Below are 17,218 nucleotides of genomic sequence, written 5' to 3'. Positions count from 1 at the left end.
GTCGAGATGACCGACCCTGCCAGGGCCGTGGCCCGCCGGGCAACCGGATTTCGGACCGGGGCCGTTCAGCCCTCCTGGGCGGCGGTCAGGTCCAGGTGCCCGAGCCGTTCGGGGTCGGCCAGGATGTAGAGGTGGGTGATCCGGCCGTCGGCGACGACGACGCCCATGACCGAACGCGGCCCGCCCTCGGGGGCGTTGGCCACCCCGACGGAGCCGTTGACCAGCACGAGGCGGGCCGTTCCCGCGTACTGCGCGAAGGTGAGGGCCTGCGCGGCCACCGTCGTCGCCCCGCGGACCACCTTGGATGCGGCCGCGCCCCGGACGAGCGCGCCGGCGTCGACCCGCAGCACCACGTCCGGGTGCAGGACGGCCACGAGCGCCTCGAAGTCGCCGCCGCGCGAGGCCGCGAGGAAGGCGTCGAGCACCTGCTTCTGCCGGGTCAGGTCCGCCTCGGCGGACGGGGTCGCGCCCCGCACCCGGCGGCGGGCGCGGCTGACGAACTGCCGGGTGGCGGCAGCGCCGCGCTCCACGACCGGCGCGATGTCGTCGAAGGGCACCGCGAACAGGTCGTGGAGCACGAACGCCAGCCGTTCGTCGGGCCGCAGCGTCTCCAGGACGACGAGCAGGGCGAGCCCCACCGAGTCGGCCCGGACCGCCTCCTGCTCCGGGTCGGTCGGCGTCAGGGGCCGGACCACCGGGTCCGGGACGAAGGTGTCGTCGATCGGCTCCTCGCGACGGGCGTCGCGCGCGCAGCAGGTCGAGGCAGACCCGGCCCGTCACGGTGGTGAGCCAGGCGCCGAGGTTGCGGATGGCGCCGGAATCCGTGCGGGTGAGCCTCAGCCAGGCCTCCTGGACGGCGTCCTCGGCCTCGGGCACCGAGCCGAGCATGCGGTAGGCCACCGCCCGCAGGTGCGGGCGGTGCTCCTCGAAGCTCCGTGCCAGGACTTCCTCGTCACCCGTGCCGGACATCTCTCCCCCACCCCGTTCCCCCGCGCCTGCCAGGCATCCCAGGCGTTGAGGTCAGGGGCCCGGACCGGCCGGTGCCCCGGCGTCAGAGGTCGCCGTGGACGAGCCCGAGCAGCCGGTCCAGGACGCGGGGACCGCCCGCCCGGACGCCGTCGTGCTCGAACTCGTCGGTGACCCAGGTGCGCAGGCCGCCGATCGCGCGGGCGGTGGCGAGGGCGTGGGCCGTGTCGACGTACATGTCGTCGTGGTAGACGGCCGCGGCGACCGGGACCTCGTTGGCGGCGAGGCGGGCGGGGTCGTACAGGGGCCGCCAGTCGGTGCGGGCGGCGAGCAGTTCGGCGGTCTCGCGCAGCGGGCGCAGCGCCGGGTCGCAGTCGAACATCCAGGGGTGCACGGTCTCGCCGGTGAACAGCACCGGCCCGTCGCCCGCGAGGGCCTTGGCGGCGTCGAACTGCGGGAACCGCGCGCGGACCCGCTCGGCCGACCAGGCGGTGGGGCGGGCGTCCTGGCCGTAGATGGCCTCGTGGACCAGGGCGTACAGCGGGTGGCCCGCGTACGACAGCAGGCCCTGGACCTCCTCCTGGAAGGCGTCGGACAGTTCCGGCCCGCCCGGGGTGCGCACGAAGGCGTGCTCGAGGAGGAAGTGGAGGCGGTGGCTGCCGTCGCCGCCGCCGAGCATGATGCCGAGCGACTGGAAGGCCTCGACGGTCAGCCGGTAGCCGTTCGGGAGCACCACGTCGTGGGTGAGCAGGTGGTCGGCGATGCGGCGGGCGCGGTCGACGTCCTGCGGGTAGCGGGCGTAATGGGCGGCGACCTTGCGCTCGATACGCGGGTAGGCGGCCCGGTAGACGTCGTCGGCGTGGGCGTCGAGCGAGGGCAGGCCGCCGGTGATCAGGGCGGCGGCCAGGCCCTCGGGGTGCGTGGACAGGTAGTTCACGGTGCAGAAGCCGCCGAAGCTCTGCCCGAGGACGGTCCAGGGCGCGCCGCCGGTCACCTCGGGGCGGATCGCCTCGCAGTCGCGGACGATCGAGTCGGCGCGGAAGTGCGTGAGGTAGTCGGCCTGTGCGGCGGCGTCGCCGCGCAGGGGCAGGGTCTGGCGGTTGGCGGGCGTGGAGTGGCCGGTGCCGCGCTGGTCCAGGAGCAGGACCCGGTAGTCCTCCAGAGCCCGGCCGAACCAGGCCTGACGTCCGATGAAACGGTTCGCCCCGAAGCCGGGACCGCCCTGGAGGTAGATCAGCCACGGCAGGTCCTGCCCGGCCTTGTCCCGCGCGACGGCCTCGCGTGCGTAGAGCTCGATCGTCTCCCCGGTGGGGTCGTCGTGGTCGAGCGGCACGGTGAAGGTGCGGTCGGTGAGGACGACGCCGGGGTGGCGGTAGCTGACGGTCAACGGTTCTCCCGGGACGGAGGGTTTACGGCCGCGTCCCAGTTCAGCACATGTTCCTCCGCCGTCCGACCGCAGGGATCGGGAATTCGTGCGGAACGCGCGGTGAGCGCGTCACTGGGCGGCCGGTGGGCGCCCGGGGAGGCTGGAGCCGCGTACGACCAGTTCCGGCTGGAGCACCACCCGCCGGTGTTCGTGTGCCGCCGGCTGCCCGGTCTCCTCCAGCAGCAGCTCCGCCGCCAGGGCGCCCATGGTGACGGCGGGCTGGCGGACCGAGGTGAGCGGCACGGCCGCGGCGGCGGCGAACTCGATGTCGTCGTAGCCGACGATGGCGAGGTCGCCGGGGACGCCGACCCCGGCCGCGTACATGGACTGGAGCACGCCGAGGGCGAGCAGGTCGTTGGCGCAGAAGACGGCCGTGGGCCGGTCGGCGAGGCCGAGGAGGCGGGCGCCCGCGTCCCGTCCGGCGGCCACGTCGAGGCGTTCGGTGGGCAGCTCGCGCAGCGCGTCGGGGCCGAGTCCCGCCTCGGCGAGCGCGTTCAGAGCGCCGGTACGGCGGTCGCGCACCTGGTTCAGGCCCGGCGGGCCGCTGACGTACGCGAGGGAGCGGTGCCCCGCGTCGACCAGGTGCCGTACCGCGAGCGCGCCGCCCGCCACGTCGTCCACGGAGACCGAGCACTCGGTGGCGCCCTCGGCGACGCGGTCGACCAGGACGAAGGGGATGCCGTGGCGGCGGAGGGCGGCGATGTTGCGGCCGGTGGTGTCGGCGGGGGTGAGCAGGACGCCGCGCACCCGTTGTTCGGCGAAGAGTGACAGGTATTCGGCCTCCTCGCCGGGGCTCTGCGCGCTGTTGCAGACCATCACGCCGAGCCCGGCCGCGCGGGCCGCCCGCTCGGCGCCCCGGGCGACGTCCACGAAGAAGGGGTTGCCCATGTCGAGGACGAGCAGCCCCATGATCCGGCTGCGGCCGGCCCGCAGCTGGCGCGCGGACTCGCTGCGGACGTAGCCGAGCCGGTCGATCGCGGACCGCACGCGGGCCCGGGTCTCGGTGGCGACGGTCTCGGGACGGTTGATGACGTTGGAGACCGTGCCCACGGAGACACCGGCGGCGCGTGCGACGTCCTTGATACCCACCGAGGGGGCCATCGAGCGGAAACCTCCAGGAATGCGAGGGGCGGCGGCGGGCCTTCACACTACCGTCACGGCACCGCACGTCCGCGCCGGTCACAGGCGGGGGACGAGGCGCGCTCGGCGACTGGTGCCCCGGCTCCAGGACCTGTTGCGAAAGTCTCTAGAAGTGGAACTCGTCGATGTTCCCGGCGTCGAAGACGGTCGGCTTGCCGAGGTTGATCAGACCGTCCTCGCCGATGGTGTACGCGCCCATGGCGCCGGCCTTGAAGGTCTCACCCTCCTTGCCGGTGATCTGCCCGGAGGAGAGGGCGACCGCGGTGTACGCGGCCAGCTCGCCGAGCTTGGCCGGGTCCCACAGCTCGAAGGCCTCGACGGTGCCGTTCTTGACGTACGTGCGCATGTCGTCGGGCGTGCCGAGGCCGGTCAGCCGCACCTTGCCCTTGTACTTGGAGCCGGACAGGTACTGGGCGGCGGCCTTGATGCCGACGGTGGTCGGGGAGATGATCCCCTTCAGGTCCGGGTACTGCTGGAGCAGGCCCTGGGTCTGCTGGAAGGACGCCTGCGCGTCGTCGTTGCCGTAGGCGACCTTGACCAGCTTCACGTCCTTGTACTTGGGGTCCTTCAGCTCCTGCTTCATGTAGTCGATCCAGGTGTTCTGGTTCGTCGCGGTCTGCGCGGCTGACAGGATCGCGATCTCGCCCTTGAATCCGATCTGCCGCGCGAGCAGTTGCACCTCGGTGCGGCCGAGGTCCTCGGCGGACGCCTGGGAGACGAAGGCGTGGCGGCACTCGGCCTTGGTGTCGGAGTCGTAGGTGACGACCTTGATGCCGTTCTTCATGGCCTGCTTCAGCGCGGTGCACAGGGCGCCGGGGTCCTGCGCGGACACGGCCATCGCGTCGACCTGCTGCTGGGTGAGTGTGTTGACGTAGGAGACCTGGCCGGAGGTGTCGGTGGCGCTGGACGGTCCGACCTCCTTGTACTTCTCGCCCAGTTCCGCCAGGGCCTTCTTGCCGCCGTTGTCGGCGGAGGTGAAGTAGGGGTTGTTGACCTGCTTGGGCAGGAAGCCGACGGTCAGGCCCTTCTTGGTCGGGGCGTCCGGGTCGGCCTTGCCGGCCGAGGAGGCGGTGGCGCCGCTTTCCCTGCCGACGTCGTTCTTGGTGGTGCCGCCGCAGGCGGTGGCGGCCAGGGTGAGGGAGGTCGCGGCGGCGAGGGCCGCGCAGGTACGGCGGATCGTCGACGTGCGCATGGTGAAGTCCTTTACGGGGGCGGCGGGGTGGGTGGAGCGGTCTACGAAGTCGGTGTGGGCACACCCGGCTTGGGCGGCCCGGGCGCCTCGGCGGCTCGGCGCCCGCTCCTGGCGGCGGAGACCTGGTGTGCGACCCGCGGGGCGAGCACGGAGACGACGAGCAGGACGCCGGTGACGACGATCTGCGACTGGGCGGAGACGTTCAGCAGGCTCATCACGTTCTGCAGGGCGCCGAGCAGGAAGACACCGGCGACGGCGCCGCCGAGCGTGCCCTTCCCGCCGTCGAAGTCGATGCCGCCGAGCAACACCGCGGCCACGACGGAGAGTTCGAGCCCCGTGGCGTTGTCGTAGCGGGCGCTCGCGTAGTGCAGGGCCCAGAAGACGCCGGTCAGGGCGGACATGAAGCCGGTGGCGACGAACAGGATCAGCTTGTCGCGCCTGACCCGGATGCCGGCGAACCGGGCCGCCTCCTCGCCGGCGCCGATCGCGAACAGCGCCCGCCCGAAGGGGGTGGCGTGCAGGGTGACCACGGCGATCGCCAGCAGGAGCAGGAAGGGCAGGAACGCCTGCGGCAGGAAGGTGTTCCCGACGCGTCCGGCCGCGAAGTCCAGGTACTGCTCCGGGAAGTCGGTCACCGCGTCGGAGCCGAGCACGATCTGCGCGATGCCGCGGTAGGCGGCGAGGGTGCCGATGGTCACCGCGAGGGACGGCAGTCCGAGCCTGGTCACCAGCAGGCCGTTCACCAGGCCGCACACCGCGCCCAGCAGCACGCACAACGGGATGATCGTCTCGATCGCCATGCCCTGGTTCCACAGGGCGCCCATCACCGCGCCGGACAGTCCGGCGGTGGAGGCCACCGACAGGTCGATCTCACCGGAGACCACCAGGAGGGTCATCGGCAGGGCGGTCAGCGCGATCGGCAGGGTGTTGCCGAGCAGGAACGACAGGTTGAGGGCGTTGCCGAAGCCGTCGACGAGGCCGAAGGAGAACAGCAGGACCACGACGAGCAGGGCACCGACGACGGTGTCCCAGCGCACGGCTCGGGTGAGGGCGGAGTCAGCCATGGCGGGCGTTCCTCTTCTTCAGGGCCGAGGCCACGCGCAGCGCGACGACCCGGTCGACCGCGATGGCGAGCAGGAGCAGGACGCCGTTGATCGCCAGCACCCAGACGGAGCTGACGCCGAGTGCGGGCAGCACGCTGTTCACGGAGGTCAGCAGCAGGGCGCCGAGGGCCGCGCCGTACACGCTTCCGGAGCCGCCGGTGAAGACCACGCCACCGACCACCACCGCGCTGACGACGGTGAGTTCGTATCCGCTGCCGGTGCCGGAGTCGACGTTGCCGAACCGGGCCAGGTACATCGCGCCGGCCAGTCCTGCGAGGCCGCCGCAGAAGGTGTAGGCGGCCAGGACGCGCTTGCGCACGGGGATGCCGGCGAGGCGGGCGGCCTCCGGGTTGGAGCCGAGCGCGTACAGCTCGCGGCCGCTGCCGTAGTGCTTGAGGCAGTACGCCGTCGCCACCAGGACGGCGAGGGCGATCAGCGCCAGGTACGGCACCATGCGGATGCCGCCGGAGCCGAAGTCGACGAAACCTCCGGGCAGGTCGGCCGCGGTGATCTGGCGGGAGCCGACCCAGACGGAGTCGACGCCGCGGATGATGTAGAGCGTGCCGAGGGTGACGACGAGCGCGGGCACCCGGCCGAGGCTGACGAGGAGCCCGTTCAGCAGGCCGAAGCCGACCCCGACGAGTACCGCGAGGGCGACGGCCACCACGGGGTTCCCGCCGCCCTGGAGCCATGTACCGGCGGCGAAGGCGCTGATGCCGAGCGTGGAGCCGACCGACAGGTCGACGTTGCGGGTGATGACGACCAGGGACTGGCCGGTGGCGACCAGCACCAGGATGGTCGCGTTCAGCAGCAGGTCCTTGACGCCCTGCTCGGACAGGAACGCGCTGTTGCCCGCCTGGGCGACGGCGATCAGCGCCAGCAGGACGACCAGGATGGCGAGTTCACGCATCCTGAACACCCGGTCGACCAGCCGGGTGCCGCTGGACCGCTGCGCCTCGGCGGTGGGGGCGGGCTTGGGGGCCGTCGTGGTCACGCGGCCCTCCCCGTGGCCGCGGCCATCACGGCCTCCTCGGTGGCATCCGAGCGGGGGATCTCGGCGGTCAGCCGGCCCTCGTGCATCACGAGCACCCGGTCGGCCATGCCGAGGATCTCGGGCAGGTCGGAGGAGATCATCAGGACGGCGACCCCGTCGGCGGCCAGTTCACCGAGCAGCCGGTGCACCTCGGCCTTGGTGCCGACGTCGATGCCGCGAGTCGGCTCGTCGACGATGAGCACCCTGGGGCCGGTGGCGAGCCACTTGGCGAGGACGACCTTCTGCTGGTTGCCTCCGGAGAGCGTGGAGACGGCGTCGGCGATCCCGGCGTACTTGACCCGGAGCCTGACCGCCCAGTCCAGGGAGCGGCTCCGTTCCGCGCCGCGGTCCATCAGTCCGGCCCTCACGGTCGTACGGAGTCCGGTGAGGCCGATGTTGCGCTCGATGGACATGTTCATCACCAGGCCCTGGGCGCGCCGGTCCTCGGGGACCAGCGCCAGCCCGGCGGCCATCGCGAGGGACGGGGCCCCGTTGGTGAGCCGGCGTCCGTCGACCTCGACCTCGCCTGCGTCCCACCGGTCGATGCCGAAGACGGCGCGGGCGACCTCCGTACGCCCGGCGCCGACCAGTCCGGCCAGGCCCACGATCTCGCCGCGCCGCACGTCGAAGGAGACGTCGGTGAAGACGCCCTCACGGGTCAGCCGGCGCACGCTGAGCGCGATGCCGCCCGGTGTCACGTCCTGCTTGGGGTAGAGCTCGTCGAGGTCGCGGCCGACCATGCGCCGTACGAGGTCGTCCTCGGTCATGCCGTCCAGCGGCTCGACGGCGATCCGGGCGCCGTCGCGCAGGGTCGTCACCCGTCGGCAGATCTCGAAGATCTCCTCCAGTCGGTGCGAGATGAACAGCACCGCGGCGCCCTGGTCGCGCAGGGCGCGCACGACGCCGAACAGGCGGGCGACCTCGCTGCCGGTCAGGGCCGCGGTCGGCTCGTCCATGATCAGGACGCGGGCGTCGAAGGAGAGCGCCTTGGCGATCTCGACGATCTGCTGGTCGGCGATGGACAGTCCGCGCGCGGGACGGTCGGGGTCGAGGTCGACACCGAGCCGCCCCATCAGGGCGCGGGTGGCCTCGCGGGTGGCGTGGTGGTCGATACGGCCCAGGGTCCGCCGGGGCCTGCGGCTCATGAAGATGTTCTCGGCGATCGACAGATCGGGGAAGAGCGTCGGTTCCTGGTAGATCACGGCGATGCCGGCGTCCCGGGCGTCGCCGGGGCCGTGGAAGACGACGGGTGCGCCGTCGAGCAGCACCTGGCCCGCGTCGGGCCGGTGCACCCCGGCGAGGACCTTGATGAGGGTCGACTTGCCCGCGCCGTTCTCCCCGGCGAGGGCGTGCACCTCTCCCGGAAGCAGTTCCAGGGACACGTTCCTGAGGGCACGCACCGCGCCGAAGGACTTCGAGACGTCCCTGAGCGCCAGCACCGGGGCCGGACCCGTGTCGGACGGGTGAGTCATGGGGGCTCCTCGACGACGCCGGCGGAGGGCCGCCCCACGTCGTGAAAGGTTTCAACCTGGTGGCCGGGACGTTAGGACGGGAGCGGATGTCACGTCAATGGGTGCGGATCGAAAACAGTGCGGCATCGACAACTCGGCGTGAGCTCAGGGGTGTACGGAGCGCGACCCGTACCGGAAGGGTTGACACCCACACCGGCGACTCCTAGCGTCGGGGTACTGAATCGTTTCACACGAGCCGGTGGCAAGAGCTGGTTCGGAGCCGGTTCTCGAAGCCGTCACGAAAGCCCTCACAAAAGCCGTCACAGGAGCCTCGCAGTGACCGACCTCGCCGCGGTGAAGGCCGCCCTCAGGACCCAGGCCGTCGAGACGCCGTCGTGGGCGTACGGGAACTCGGGGACACGCTTCAAGGTGTTCGCGCAGGCGGGCGTGCCGCGTACGCCGTGGGAGAAGGTGGACGACGCGGCCCAGGTGCACGCCGTCACCGGCGTCGCGCCGACCGTCGGCCTGCACATCCCGTGGGACGGGACCGACGACTACGCGGCGCTCGCCCGGCACGCCGAGGACCGCGGTCTGCGGCTGGGCGCGATCAACTCCAACACCTTCCAGGACGACGACTACCGGCTCGGCAGCATCTGCCATCCGGACGCGGCGGTGCGGCGCAAGGCGGTCGGCCATCTGCTGGAGTGCGTCGACATCATGGACGCCACCGGATCGAACGATCTGAAGCTCTGGTTCGCCGACGGCACGAACTATCCCGGCCAGGACGACATCCGCGGACGGCAGGACCGGCTGGGCGAGGGGCTGGCCGAGGTGTACGAGCGGCTCGGCGAGGGTCAGCGGATGCTGCTGGAGTACAAGCTCTTCGAGCCGTCCTTCTACACCACGGACGTCCCGGACTGGGGCACGGCGTACGCGCACTGCCTGAAGCTGGGCCCGAAGGCGCGGGTCGTGGTGGACACCGGGCACCACGCGCCGGGCACGAACATCGAGTTCATCGTCGCCACCCTGCTGCGGGAGGAGAGGCTCGGCGGGTTCGACTTCAACTCCCGGTTCTACGCGGACGACGACCTGATGGTGGGCGCGGCCGATCCCTTCCAGCTCTTCCGGATCATGTACGAGGTGGTGCGCGGGGGCGGGCTGACGTCCGGGGTCGCGTTCATGCTCGACCAGTGCCACAACATCGAGGCGAAGATCCCGGCGATCATCCGGTCGGTGATGAACGTCCAGGAGGCCACGGCCAAGGCCCTGTTGACGGACCGCGAGGCGCTGGCCGCCGCGCAGCACTCCGGGGACGTGCTGGAGGCCAACGCGGTGCTGATGGACGCGTACAACACGGATGTCCGGCCGTTGCTGCGTGAGGTGCGGGAGGAGATGGGGCTGGATGCCGATCCTCTCGCGGCGTACCGCCGGTCGGGGTGGGCGGAGAAGATCGTGGCCGAGCGGGTGGGTGGCCGGCAGTCCGGGTGGGGGGCGTAGTCCAGGGAAGCCCTCATGCCCGTTCTCGTACTTCCCTCCCCTCCCTTGCACACCCCTCCCCCTGAAGGGAACCCCATGTCGCCGCACCCCGAAGCCTCCGCCCTTCTGTCCCGGTCCCATCGGCTCGGTGCCGATCCCCGCAACACCAACTACGCGGGCGGCAACATGTCCGCGAAGGGCGTCGCCACCGACCCCGTCACCGGCGACGACGTCGAGCTGATGTGGGTGAAGGGCTCCGGAGGCGATCTCGGGACACTCACCGAGGCCGGTCTCGCCGTGCTGCGGCTGGACCGGCTGAGGGCGCTCGCCGGCGTCTACCCCGGTGTGGAGCGCGAGGACGAGATGGTCGCCGCGTTCTACTACTGCCTGCACGGCAAGGGCGGAGCGGCGCCCTCCATCGACACCGCCATGCACGGGCTGGTCGGCGCCCCGCACGTGGACCATCTGCACCCCGACTCCGGTATCGCGCTCGCCTGCGCCGCCGACGGGGAGAAGCTGACCGCGGAGTGCTTCGGGGACCGTGTGGTGTGGGTGCCGTGGCGGCGGCCCGGGTTCCAGCTCGGGCTGGACATCGCCGCGGTCAGGGAGGCCAACCCGCGGGCGATCGGCTGTGTGCTCGGCGGGCACGGAATCACCGCGTGGGGCGCGGACTCCGAGGAGTGCGAGCGCAACTCGCTGCACATCATCCGCACCGCCGAGGCATTCCTCGCCGAGCACGGGAAGCCCGAGCCGTTCGGGGCGGTCGTCGAGGGGTACGAGGCGCTCCCCGAGGGCGAGCGGCGGAAGCGGGCCGCCGCCCTCGCGCCGTACGTGCGGGCGATCGCCTCCCAGGACAGGGCGCAGGTCGGTCACTTCAGCGACACCCCCGCCGTACTGGACTTCCTCTCCCGTGCCGGGCATCCGCGGCTCGCCGCGCTCGGCACCTCCTGCCCCGACCACTTCCTGCGCACCAAGGTCCGGCCGCTCGTGCTCGACCTGCCGCCGACGGCTCCGCCGGAGCAGGCGATCGCCCGGCTGAAGGAACTGCACGCCGAGTACCGCGAGGAGTACACCGCCTACTACCGGCGGCACGCCCGGCCCGACTCCCCCGCGATGCGCGGCGCGGACCCGGCGATCGTGCTCGTACCGGGCGTCGGCATGTTCTCCTTCGGCAGGGACAAGCAGACGGCCCGGGTGTCCGGCGAGTTCTACGTCAACGCGATCAACGTCATGCGGGGCGCGGAGGCCGTGTCGGCGTACGCGCCGATCGATGAGTCGGAGAAGTTCCGTATCGAGTACTGGGAGCTGGAGGAGGCCAAGCTCCGGCGGATGCCCGCGCCGAAGCCGCTCGCCACCCGCGTCGCGCTCGTCACCGGCGCGGGCAGCGGCATCGGCAGGGCCATCGCGCGACGGCTCGCCGACGAGGGCGCGTGCGTCGTCGTCGCCGACATGAACGGCCGGAGCGCCGCCGCCGTCGCCGGGGAGCTCGGCGGGCCCGACAAGGCGGTCGCCGTGCCGGTGGACGTGACGGACGAGGAGCAGATCGCGGCTGCCTTCGAGGCGGCCCTGCTCGCCTTCGGCGGGGTGGACCTGGTCGTCAACAACGCCGGCATCTCGATCTCCAAGCCGTTGCTGGAGACCTCGGCCGAGGACTGGGACCGCCAGCACGCCATCATGGCGCGCGGCTCGTTCCTGGTCTCGCGGGAGGCGGCGCGGGTGATGATCGCCCAGGGGCTGGGCGGGGACATCGTCTACATCGCTTCCAAGAACGCCGTGTTCGCCGGGCCCCACAACATCGCCTACTCGGCCACCAAGGCCGACCAGGCGCATCAAGTGCGTCTCCTAGCAGCAGAGTTGGGCGAGCACGGGATCCGGGTCAACGGCGTCAACCCGGACGGAGTCGTCCGCGGCTCCGGGATCTTCGCGGGCGGCTGGGGCGCGCAACGGGCCGCCGTGTACGGAGTGCCGGAGGACAAGCTGGGCGAGTTCTACGCCCGGCGGACGCTGCTGAAGCGGGAGGTGCTGCCCGAGCACGTGGCGAACGCCGTCTTCGCACTGACCGGCGGGGAGCTGACCCACACGACGGGGCTGCACGTCCCGGTCGACGCCGGTGTCGCGGCCGCCTTCCTGCGATGAGCCCGGACGTGAGGGCGTACGCCGCCGTCGACCTCGGCGCGTCCAGCGGCCGGGTCATGGTCGGGCGGGTCGGCCGCGACCGGCTGGAGCTGACCGAGGCACACCGCTTCCCCAACCGGCCGGTACGGCTTCCGGAGGGGCTGCGCTGGGACGTGCTCGCCCTGTACGCCGGGGTGCTCGACGGGCTGCGGGCGGCGGGCCCGGTGGATTCCGTCGGCATCGACGGCTGGGCCGTGGACTACGGCCTGCTCGACGCGGACGGCGCCCTGCTCGGCAACCCCGTCCACTACCGCGACGCGCGCACCGAGGGCGTGGCGCGGACGGTGTGGGCGACGGTGCCGGCCGCCGAACTGTACGCGGCGACCGGCATCCAGTACGCGCCCTTCAACACCCTGTACCAACTGACGGCCTCCCGCCTCTCCCCCCAACTCGCCGCCGCACGGCGCCTGTTGCTGATTCCCGACCTGCTGACGTACTGGCTCACGGGCGAGCAGGGCACGGAACTCACCAACGCCTCGACCACCCAGCTCGTCGACCCGCGCACGCGCGACTGGTCGTACGAGGTCGCGGCCCGGCTGGGTGTCGACCTGGACCTGTTCGCGCCGCTGCGCCGGCCCGGGGATCCGGCGGGCGTGCTGCGGCCCGAGGTGCTGCGGGAGACCGGGCTGCGCGGGCCGGTGCCGGTGACGGCCGTCGCCTCGCACGACACGGCGTCCGCGGTGGCCGCCGTGCCCGCCTCCGGGGAACGGTTCGCGTACATCTGCACGGGCACCTGGTCGCTGGCCGGTCTGGAGCTGGACGCTCCGGTGCTCACCGAGGACAGCCGCGCCGCCAACTTCACCAACGAGCTGGGGCTCGACGGCACGGTCCGCCATCTGCGCAACATCATGGGGCTGTGGCTGCTCCAGGAGTGCCTGCGGGCCTGGGGCGAACCGGACCTGGACGGGCTGCTGCGGGAGGCCGCCGAGGTGCCCGCGCTCCGGTCGGTCGTGGACGCGGGCGACACGGTCTTCCTCGCGCCGGACCGGATGCCGCAGCGCATCGCGGCGGCCTGCGGGGCCTCGGGGCAGCCGGTGCCCGGCTCCCCCGCCGAGATCACCCGTTGCGTCCTCGACTCCCTCGCCCTCGCCCACCGCCGTGCGGTCGCCGAGGCTCAGCGGCTCGCCGACCACCCCGTCGATGTCGTGCACCTCGTGGGCGGGGGCGCCCGCAACGCCCTGCTGTGCCGGCTGACCGCGGACGCCTGCGGGCTGCCCGTGGTCGCCGGACCGGCCGAGGCGGCGGCCCTCGGCAACGTCCTGGTGCAGGCCCGCGCGCACGGGCTCGTCGGCGACCGGGCCGGGATGCGGGCCCTGCTCGCCCGGACGCAGCCGCTCGTGCGGTACGAGCCGGGCGGCGACGCGGCGGCGTGGCGCGCGGCCGAGGCCCGGCTCGCCGCCACCCCGTGAGCCGTCACTCCGTGAATCGTCACCCCGTGAGCCGTCGCCCCTTGAGCCGGTGCCGGGCCGGGGCTCGTGGTCTCCGCCACGCCGGTCCGCCGGGCCCCGCGCCTGATCGCTCCCCCACTACGCTGAACGCGTATGGGCGGTGCCCCCATCACCTGTCCGACGACCGACGACGAGGAGCCGCGATGCGTGTCGCTCTGTTCCTGACCTGCGTCAACGACACGCTCTATCCGGACACCGGGCGCGCGGTGGTGAAGCTCCTGACCAGGCTGGGCGTCGAGGTGGACTTCCCGATGGCCCAGACCTGCTGCGGACAGGCGCACTACAACACCGGCTACCGGCATGAGGCCGAGCCGCTGGCCCGGCATTTCTCGGAGGTCTTCCGGGGCTACGAGGCGATCGTGACACCGTCCGGTTCCTGCGGCGCGATGGTGCGGGAGCTGTATCCGCGCATGGGCGCCCGCGCACGGGCCGAGGGCCGCGGCGGCGGGCTCGCGACCACCCTGGCCCCGGTGGTGCCGAAGACGTACGAGCTGACGGAGTTCCTGGTGGACGTGCTGGGGGTGACGGACGTGGGCGCGTACTACCCGCACACGGTGACCTATCACCCGACCTGCCACGGGCTGCGCGGCCTGGGCCTGGGCGACCGTCCGCTGCGGCTGCTGCGGGCCGTCAAGGGCCTCGAGCTGGTGGAGCTGCCCGGGGCCGAGGAGTGCTGCGGTTTCGGCGGCACCTTCGCGGTGAAGAACCCCGATGTCTCGGCGGCGATGGGTGCGGACAAGGTCCGCAACGCCGAGTCGACCGGCGCGGAGGTGCTGTGCGCGGGCGACAACTCGTGCCTGATGCACATCGGCGGCACGATGGCCCGCCTCGGGACGCGGATGCGGCCGGTGCACATCGCGGAGATCCTGGCCGGCACGGAGGAGGAGGCCGCGGCATGAGCGCGACGTTCCTGGGCATGCCCGGCCCCCCGGCGTTCCCGGCCTTTCCCCGGGCCGCGCACGACGCCGTGCGCGACACCACCCTGCGCGGAAATCTGCGCCACGCCACGCACACCATCCGCGCCAAGCGGGCCGCGGCCGTGGCGGAGATGCCGGACTGGGCGGCGCTGCGGGAGGCGGGCCGGCAGATCAAGGACCACACCCTGCGCCATCTGGACCGGTATCTGGTGCAGGCGGAAGAGGCGGTCACCGCCGCGGGCGGCACCGTCCACTGGGCCGCCGACGCCGAGGAGGCCAACCGGATCGTGGCCTCACTGGTCAAGGCGACGGGCGAGCGCGAGGTCGTCAAGGTCAAGTCGATGGCCACCCAGGAGATCGGCCTCAACGAGGCACTCGAAGCCGGGGGCATCCGGGCCTACGAGACCGATCTCGCCGAGCTGATCGTGCAGTTGGGCCACGACCGGCCCTCGCACATCCTGGTGCCCGCGATCCACCGCAACCGCGGCGAGATCCGGGACGTCTTCCGCTCCGAGATGGGCGAGTGGGGCCGACCGGCCCCCGAGGGGCTCACGGACGCGCCCGCCGAACTCGCCGAGGCCGCCCGGCTGCACCTGCGGGAGAAGTTCCTGCGGGCCAAGGTCGGCGTCTCCGGCGCCAACTTCGTCGTCGCCGAGACGGGCACGCTGGTCGTGGTCGAGTCCGAGGGCAACGGGCGGATGTGCCTGACCCTGCCCGAGACGCTGATCTCGGTCGTCGGCATCGAGAAGATCGTGCCCACCTGGCGCGACCTGGAAGTCTTCCTCCAGACGCTCCCCCGCTCCTCGACGGCCGAGCGGATGAACCCGTACACGTCCATGTGGACCGGCACCACCGACGGCGACGGGCCGCGGACCTTCCATCTGGTGCTCCTGGACAACGGACGCACCGACACGCTCGCCGACGAGGTCGGCCGCCAGGCCCTGCGGTGCATCCGCTGCTCGGCGTGCCTGAACGTCTGCCCGGTCTACGAGCGGGCCGGCGGGCACGCGTACGGGTCGGTCTACCCCGGCCCGATCGGCGCCATCCTCAGCCCCCAACTGCGCGGCACGGCAAGCGAGATCGACGCCTCCCTGCCGTACGCGTCCTCGCTGTGCGGCGCCTGCTACGAGGTGTGCCCGGTCGCCATCGACATCCCCGAGGTGCTGGTCCACCTGCGCGAACGCGTCGTCGAGGGCGGCCCGGTGACGCGGGCGGGCAACAAGGTGCTCCTCAAGCCGGCCAAGGGGCACGCCGCCGAGCGCGCGGCGATGCGCGCGGCCCGCTGGGCCCTCACCCGCCCCGGCGCCCTGCGCGGCGGCCAGCGGCTCGCGTCCCGCACCCGCCGCTTCCACCCCCGCACGCTGCCCGGCCCCGGCCGGGCCTGGACCGGGACCCGTGATCTGCCGCCGGTGCCGGCGGAACCGTTCCGCGACTGGTGGCAGCGCACGCACGGGGGAAAGGAAGGGGCGAAGTGAACAGCCGGGACCGGATCCTGGGCCGGGTACGGCGCGCCCTCGCGGACGTACCGCCGGACGACGTGCCGTACGAGCGGGCGGTGTCCCGCGACTACCTTCGGCAGCACGGCGAGCGGAGCACCGAGGAGACGGTGGACCTGCTCGCCGAGAACCTGGCCGACTACCGGGCGATCGTGCACCGCTGCGACGCCGAGGCGCTGCCCCGGCTGATCGCCCACCTGCTCGGCGAGCGGGGCTCGAAGACCGTCCTCGTACCGCCCGGGCTGGAGGAGGACTGGCCGGCCGCCATCGAGATCACCCGGATCACGGACCGGCCGGACACCACCGCGCGTGAGCTCGACCGGGTCGACAGCGTCGTCACCGGCTGCGCGGTCGCCGTCGCCGAGACCGGCACCCTCGTGCTGGACGGCTCCCCCGACCAGGGCCGCCGCCGGATCACCCTCGTCCCCGACCACCACATCTGTGTGGTGCGCGTCCCGGACCAGGTCGTGTCCTCCGTGCCGCAGGCACTGGACCGGCTCGACCCGGGCCGCCCGCTGACCTGGATCTCCGGCCCCTCCGCCACCAGCGACATCGAACTGGACCGGGTGGAGGGCGTACACGGGCCGCGCACCCTGGAGGTGGTGCTGGTGCGCGGGACGTGACCGCCCGCCTCCCGCCCGGCCTCGTTCCTGGTGGGGCTGGTGGCACGGTGAGCGGCGGCGGCTGCTCAGGCCGCCGGCCGGGAGCCGGCCCGCAGGGCGGCCATGTCGACGACGCGGTCCGCCGCCGCCTCCACCACCGGGTCGTGGGTGGCGACCACGGTGACGCAGCCGCCGACCACCGGGCCCAGCAGCGCAGGGCGCTGGTCGTCGCCGCGCGGCAACTGCTCCAGGAGGGCGACGCCTCGGCGGTCACCTTCGCGGCGGTGGCGGCACGTACGGGGCTGGCACGGAACAGCGTCTACAAGTACTTCGCCGACCGCGGCGAGCTGCTGGCGGAGGTCGTGCGCGAGGCGACGCCCCGCTGGACGGCGCGCATCCAGGAGGAGATGGCCGGGGCGCGGACGCCCGTCGAATGCGTAGCGGCCCATGTGCGCGCGCAGCTGATCCTGGTACGGGACGGGGAGCACCGGATCGCCCGGGCCCTGGCCGGTGACCCTGACGCGGCCGCCCTGCGGGAGGGCGCGGCCGAGGCGCACGCGCAGATCCTCGAACCTCTGATCGCCAAGCTGGCCGAGCTGGGCGACGACGCCCCGCAGCGCACGGCGCGCCTGTTGCAGGGTCTGGTGAACGCGGCGACGACGGCCCTGGAGTCGGGCGACGACTTCGACGCGGTGACACGGCGCGCGGTCCTGCTGGCCACGGGCGCCGTGGCCGCCCTTGCCGAGGCGTAGGCCCCGGCCCCCGACGGAGGACCGGGGCCTGCGCCTCGGTG

13 protein-coding genes and 1 pseudogene are annotated in these 17,218 nt (G+C 72.8%); 7 read left to right on the top strand and 7 right to left on the bottom strand.

All coding sequences use genetic code 11. From position 1 onward, the window contains the following. Positions 1-65: 65 nt before the first annotated feature. The 7 genes and pseudogenes from sigJ to ACIP4X_RS17045 all read right to left on the bottom strand — a co-directional run bounded on the left by sigJ (position 66) and on the right by ACIP4X_RS17045 (position 8,332). Positions 66-969, bottom strand: a pseudogene (sigJ, locus tag ACIP4X_RS17075) (RNA polymerase sigma factor SigJ). 82 nt (positions 970-1,051) lie between these two features. Beyond that, positions 1,052-2,353: an alpha/beta fold hydrolase gene (locus ACIP4X_RS17070; protein WP_358729789.1), complete on the bottom strand. Its 1,302-nt coding sequence runs from the start codon at positions 2,351-2,353 to the stop codon at positions 1,052-1,054. A gap of 108 nt (positions 2,354-2,461) precedes the next feature. Beyond that, entirely contained in the window at positions 2,462-3,493 is a 1,032-nt protein-coding gene (locus ACIP4X_RS17065) for a LacI family DNA-binding transcriptional regulator (protein WP_358729790.1), read from the bottom strand. A gap of 145 nt (positions 3,494-3,638) precedes the next feature. Then, positions 3,639-4,724, bottom strand: a complete 1,086-nt coding sequence (gene rhaS / locus ACIP4X_RS17060; protein WP_358729791.1) for a rhamnose ABC transporter substrate-binding protein — start codon at positions 4,722-4,724, stop codon at positions 3,639-3,641. Positions 4,725-4,765: 41 nt separating this feature from the next. Beyond that, positions 4,766-5,788 (bottom strand): ABC transporter permease, encoded by a 1,023-nt coding sequence (locus ACIP4X_RS17055; protein WP_358729792.1) that lies wholly within the window; start codon positions 5,786-5,788, stop codon positions 4,766-4,768. Then, positions 5,781-6,821 carry an ABC transporter permease gene (locus tag ACIP4X_RS17050; protein ID WP_358729793.1) on the bottom strand — a complete coding sequence of 347 codons (1,041 nt, stop codon included), beginning with the start codon at positions 6,819-6,821 and terminating at the stop codon, positions 5,781-5,783. The genes ACIP4X_RS17055 and ACIP4X_RS17050 overlap by 8 nt, the downstream gene beginning before the upstream one ends. After that, a complete protein-coding gene (locus ACIP4X_RS17045; protein ID WP_391454567.1) occupies positions 6,818-8,332 on the bottom strand; it encodes an ATP-binding cassette domain-containing protein in 1,515 nt (504 codons plus the stop codon). Before ACIP4X_RS17045 ends, ACIP4X_RS17050 begins: the two co-directional genes overlap by 4 nt. A gap of 315 nt (positions 8,333-8,647) precedes the next feature. Between ACIP4X_RS17045 and rhaI the strand changes: the two genes are divergently transcribed. The 7 genes from rhaI (at position 8,648) to ACIP4X_RS17010 (ending at position 17,177) form a co-directional block, all read left to right on the top strand. Then, positions 8,648-9,808, top strand: a complete 1,161-nt coding sequence (gene rhaI, locus ACIP4X_RS17040; RefSeq protein WP_358729795.1) for an L-rhamnose isomerase — start codon at positions 8,648-8,650, stop codon at positions 9,806-9,808. 75 nt (positions 9,809-9,883) lie between these two features. Next, entirely contained in the window at positions 9,884-11,923 is a 2,040-nt protein-coding gene (locus tag ACIP4X_RS17035) for a bifunctional aldolase/short-chain dehydrogenase (RefSeq protein ID WP_391454568.1), read from the top strand. Next, positions 11,920-13,371 carry an FGGY-family carbohydrate kinase gene (locus ACIP4X_RS17030; protein WP_391454569.1) on the top strand — a complete coding sequence of 484 codons (1,452 nt, stop codon included), beginning with the start codon at positions 11,920-11,922 and terminating at the stop codon, positions 13,369-13,371. Before ACIP4X_RS17035 ends, ACIP4X_RS17030 begins: the two co-directional genes overlap by 4 nt. Before the next feature lie 182 nt (positions 13,372-13,553). Further along, positions 13,554-14,309: a (Fe-S)-binding protein gene (locus ACIP4X_RS17025; RefSeq protein WP_358729798.1), complete on the top strand. Its 756-nt coding sequence runs from the start codon at positions 13,554-13,556 to the stop codon at positions 14,307-14,309. After that, positions 14,306-15,802 carry a LutB/LldF family L-lactate oxidation iron-sulfur protein gene (locus ACIP4X_RS17020; protein ID WP_358729799.1) on the top strand — a complete coding sequence of 499 codons (1,497 nt, stop codon included), beginning with the start codon at positions 14,306-14,308 and terminating at the stop codon, positions 15,800-15,802. Before ACIP4X_RS17025 ends, ACIP4X_RS17020 begins: the two co-directional genes overlap by 4 nt. Then, positions 15,799-16,446 (top strand): lactate utilization protein C, encoded by a 648-nt coding sequence (locus ACIP4X_RS17015; protein WP_358729800.1) that lies wholly within the window; start codon positions 15,799-15,801, stop codon positions 16,444-16,446. Before ACIP4X_RS17020 ends, ACIP4X_RS17015 begins: the two co-directional genes overlap by 4 nt. Positions 16,447-16,589: 143 nt before the next feature. After that, positions 16,590-17,177, top strand: a complete 588-nt coding sequence (locus ACIP4X_RS17010) for a TetR family transcriptional regulator (protein WP_391454734.1) — start codon at positions 16,590-16,592, stop codon at positions 17,175-17,177. Positions 17,178-17,218: the final 41 nt, after the last annotated feature.

Source organism: Streptomyces sp. NPDC088817, from assembly GCF_044750345.1.
GTDB lineage: Bacteria > Actinomycetota > Actinomycetes > Streptomycetales > Streptomycetaceae > Streptomyces.
Note: the sequence above shows the minus strand (reverse complement) of the source record. Positions and strands in the feature narration are given on the sequence as shown.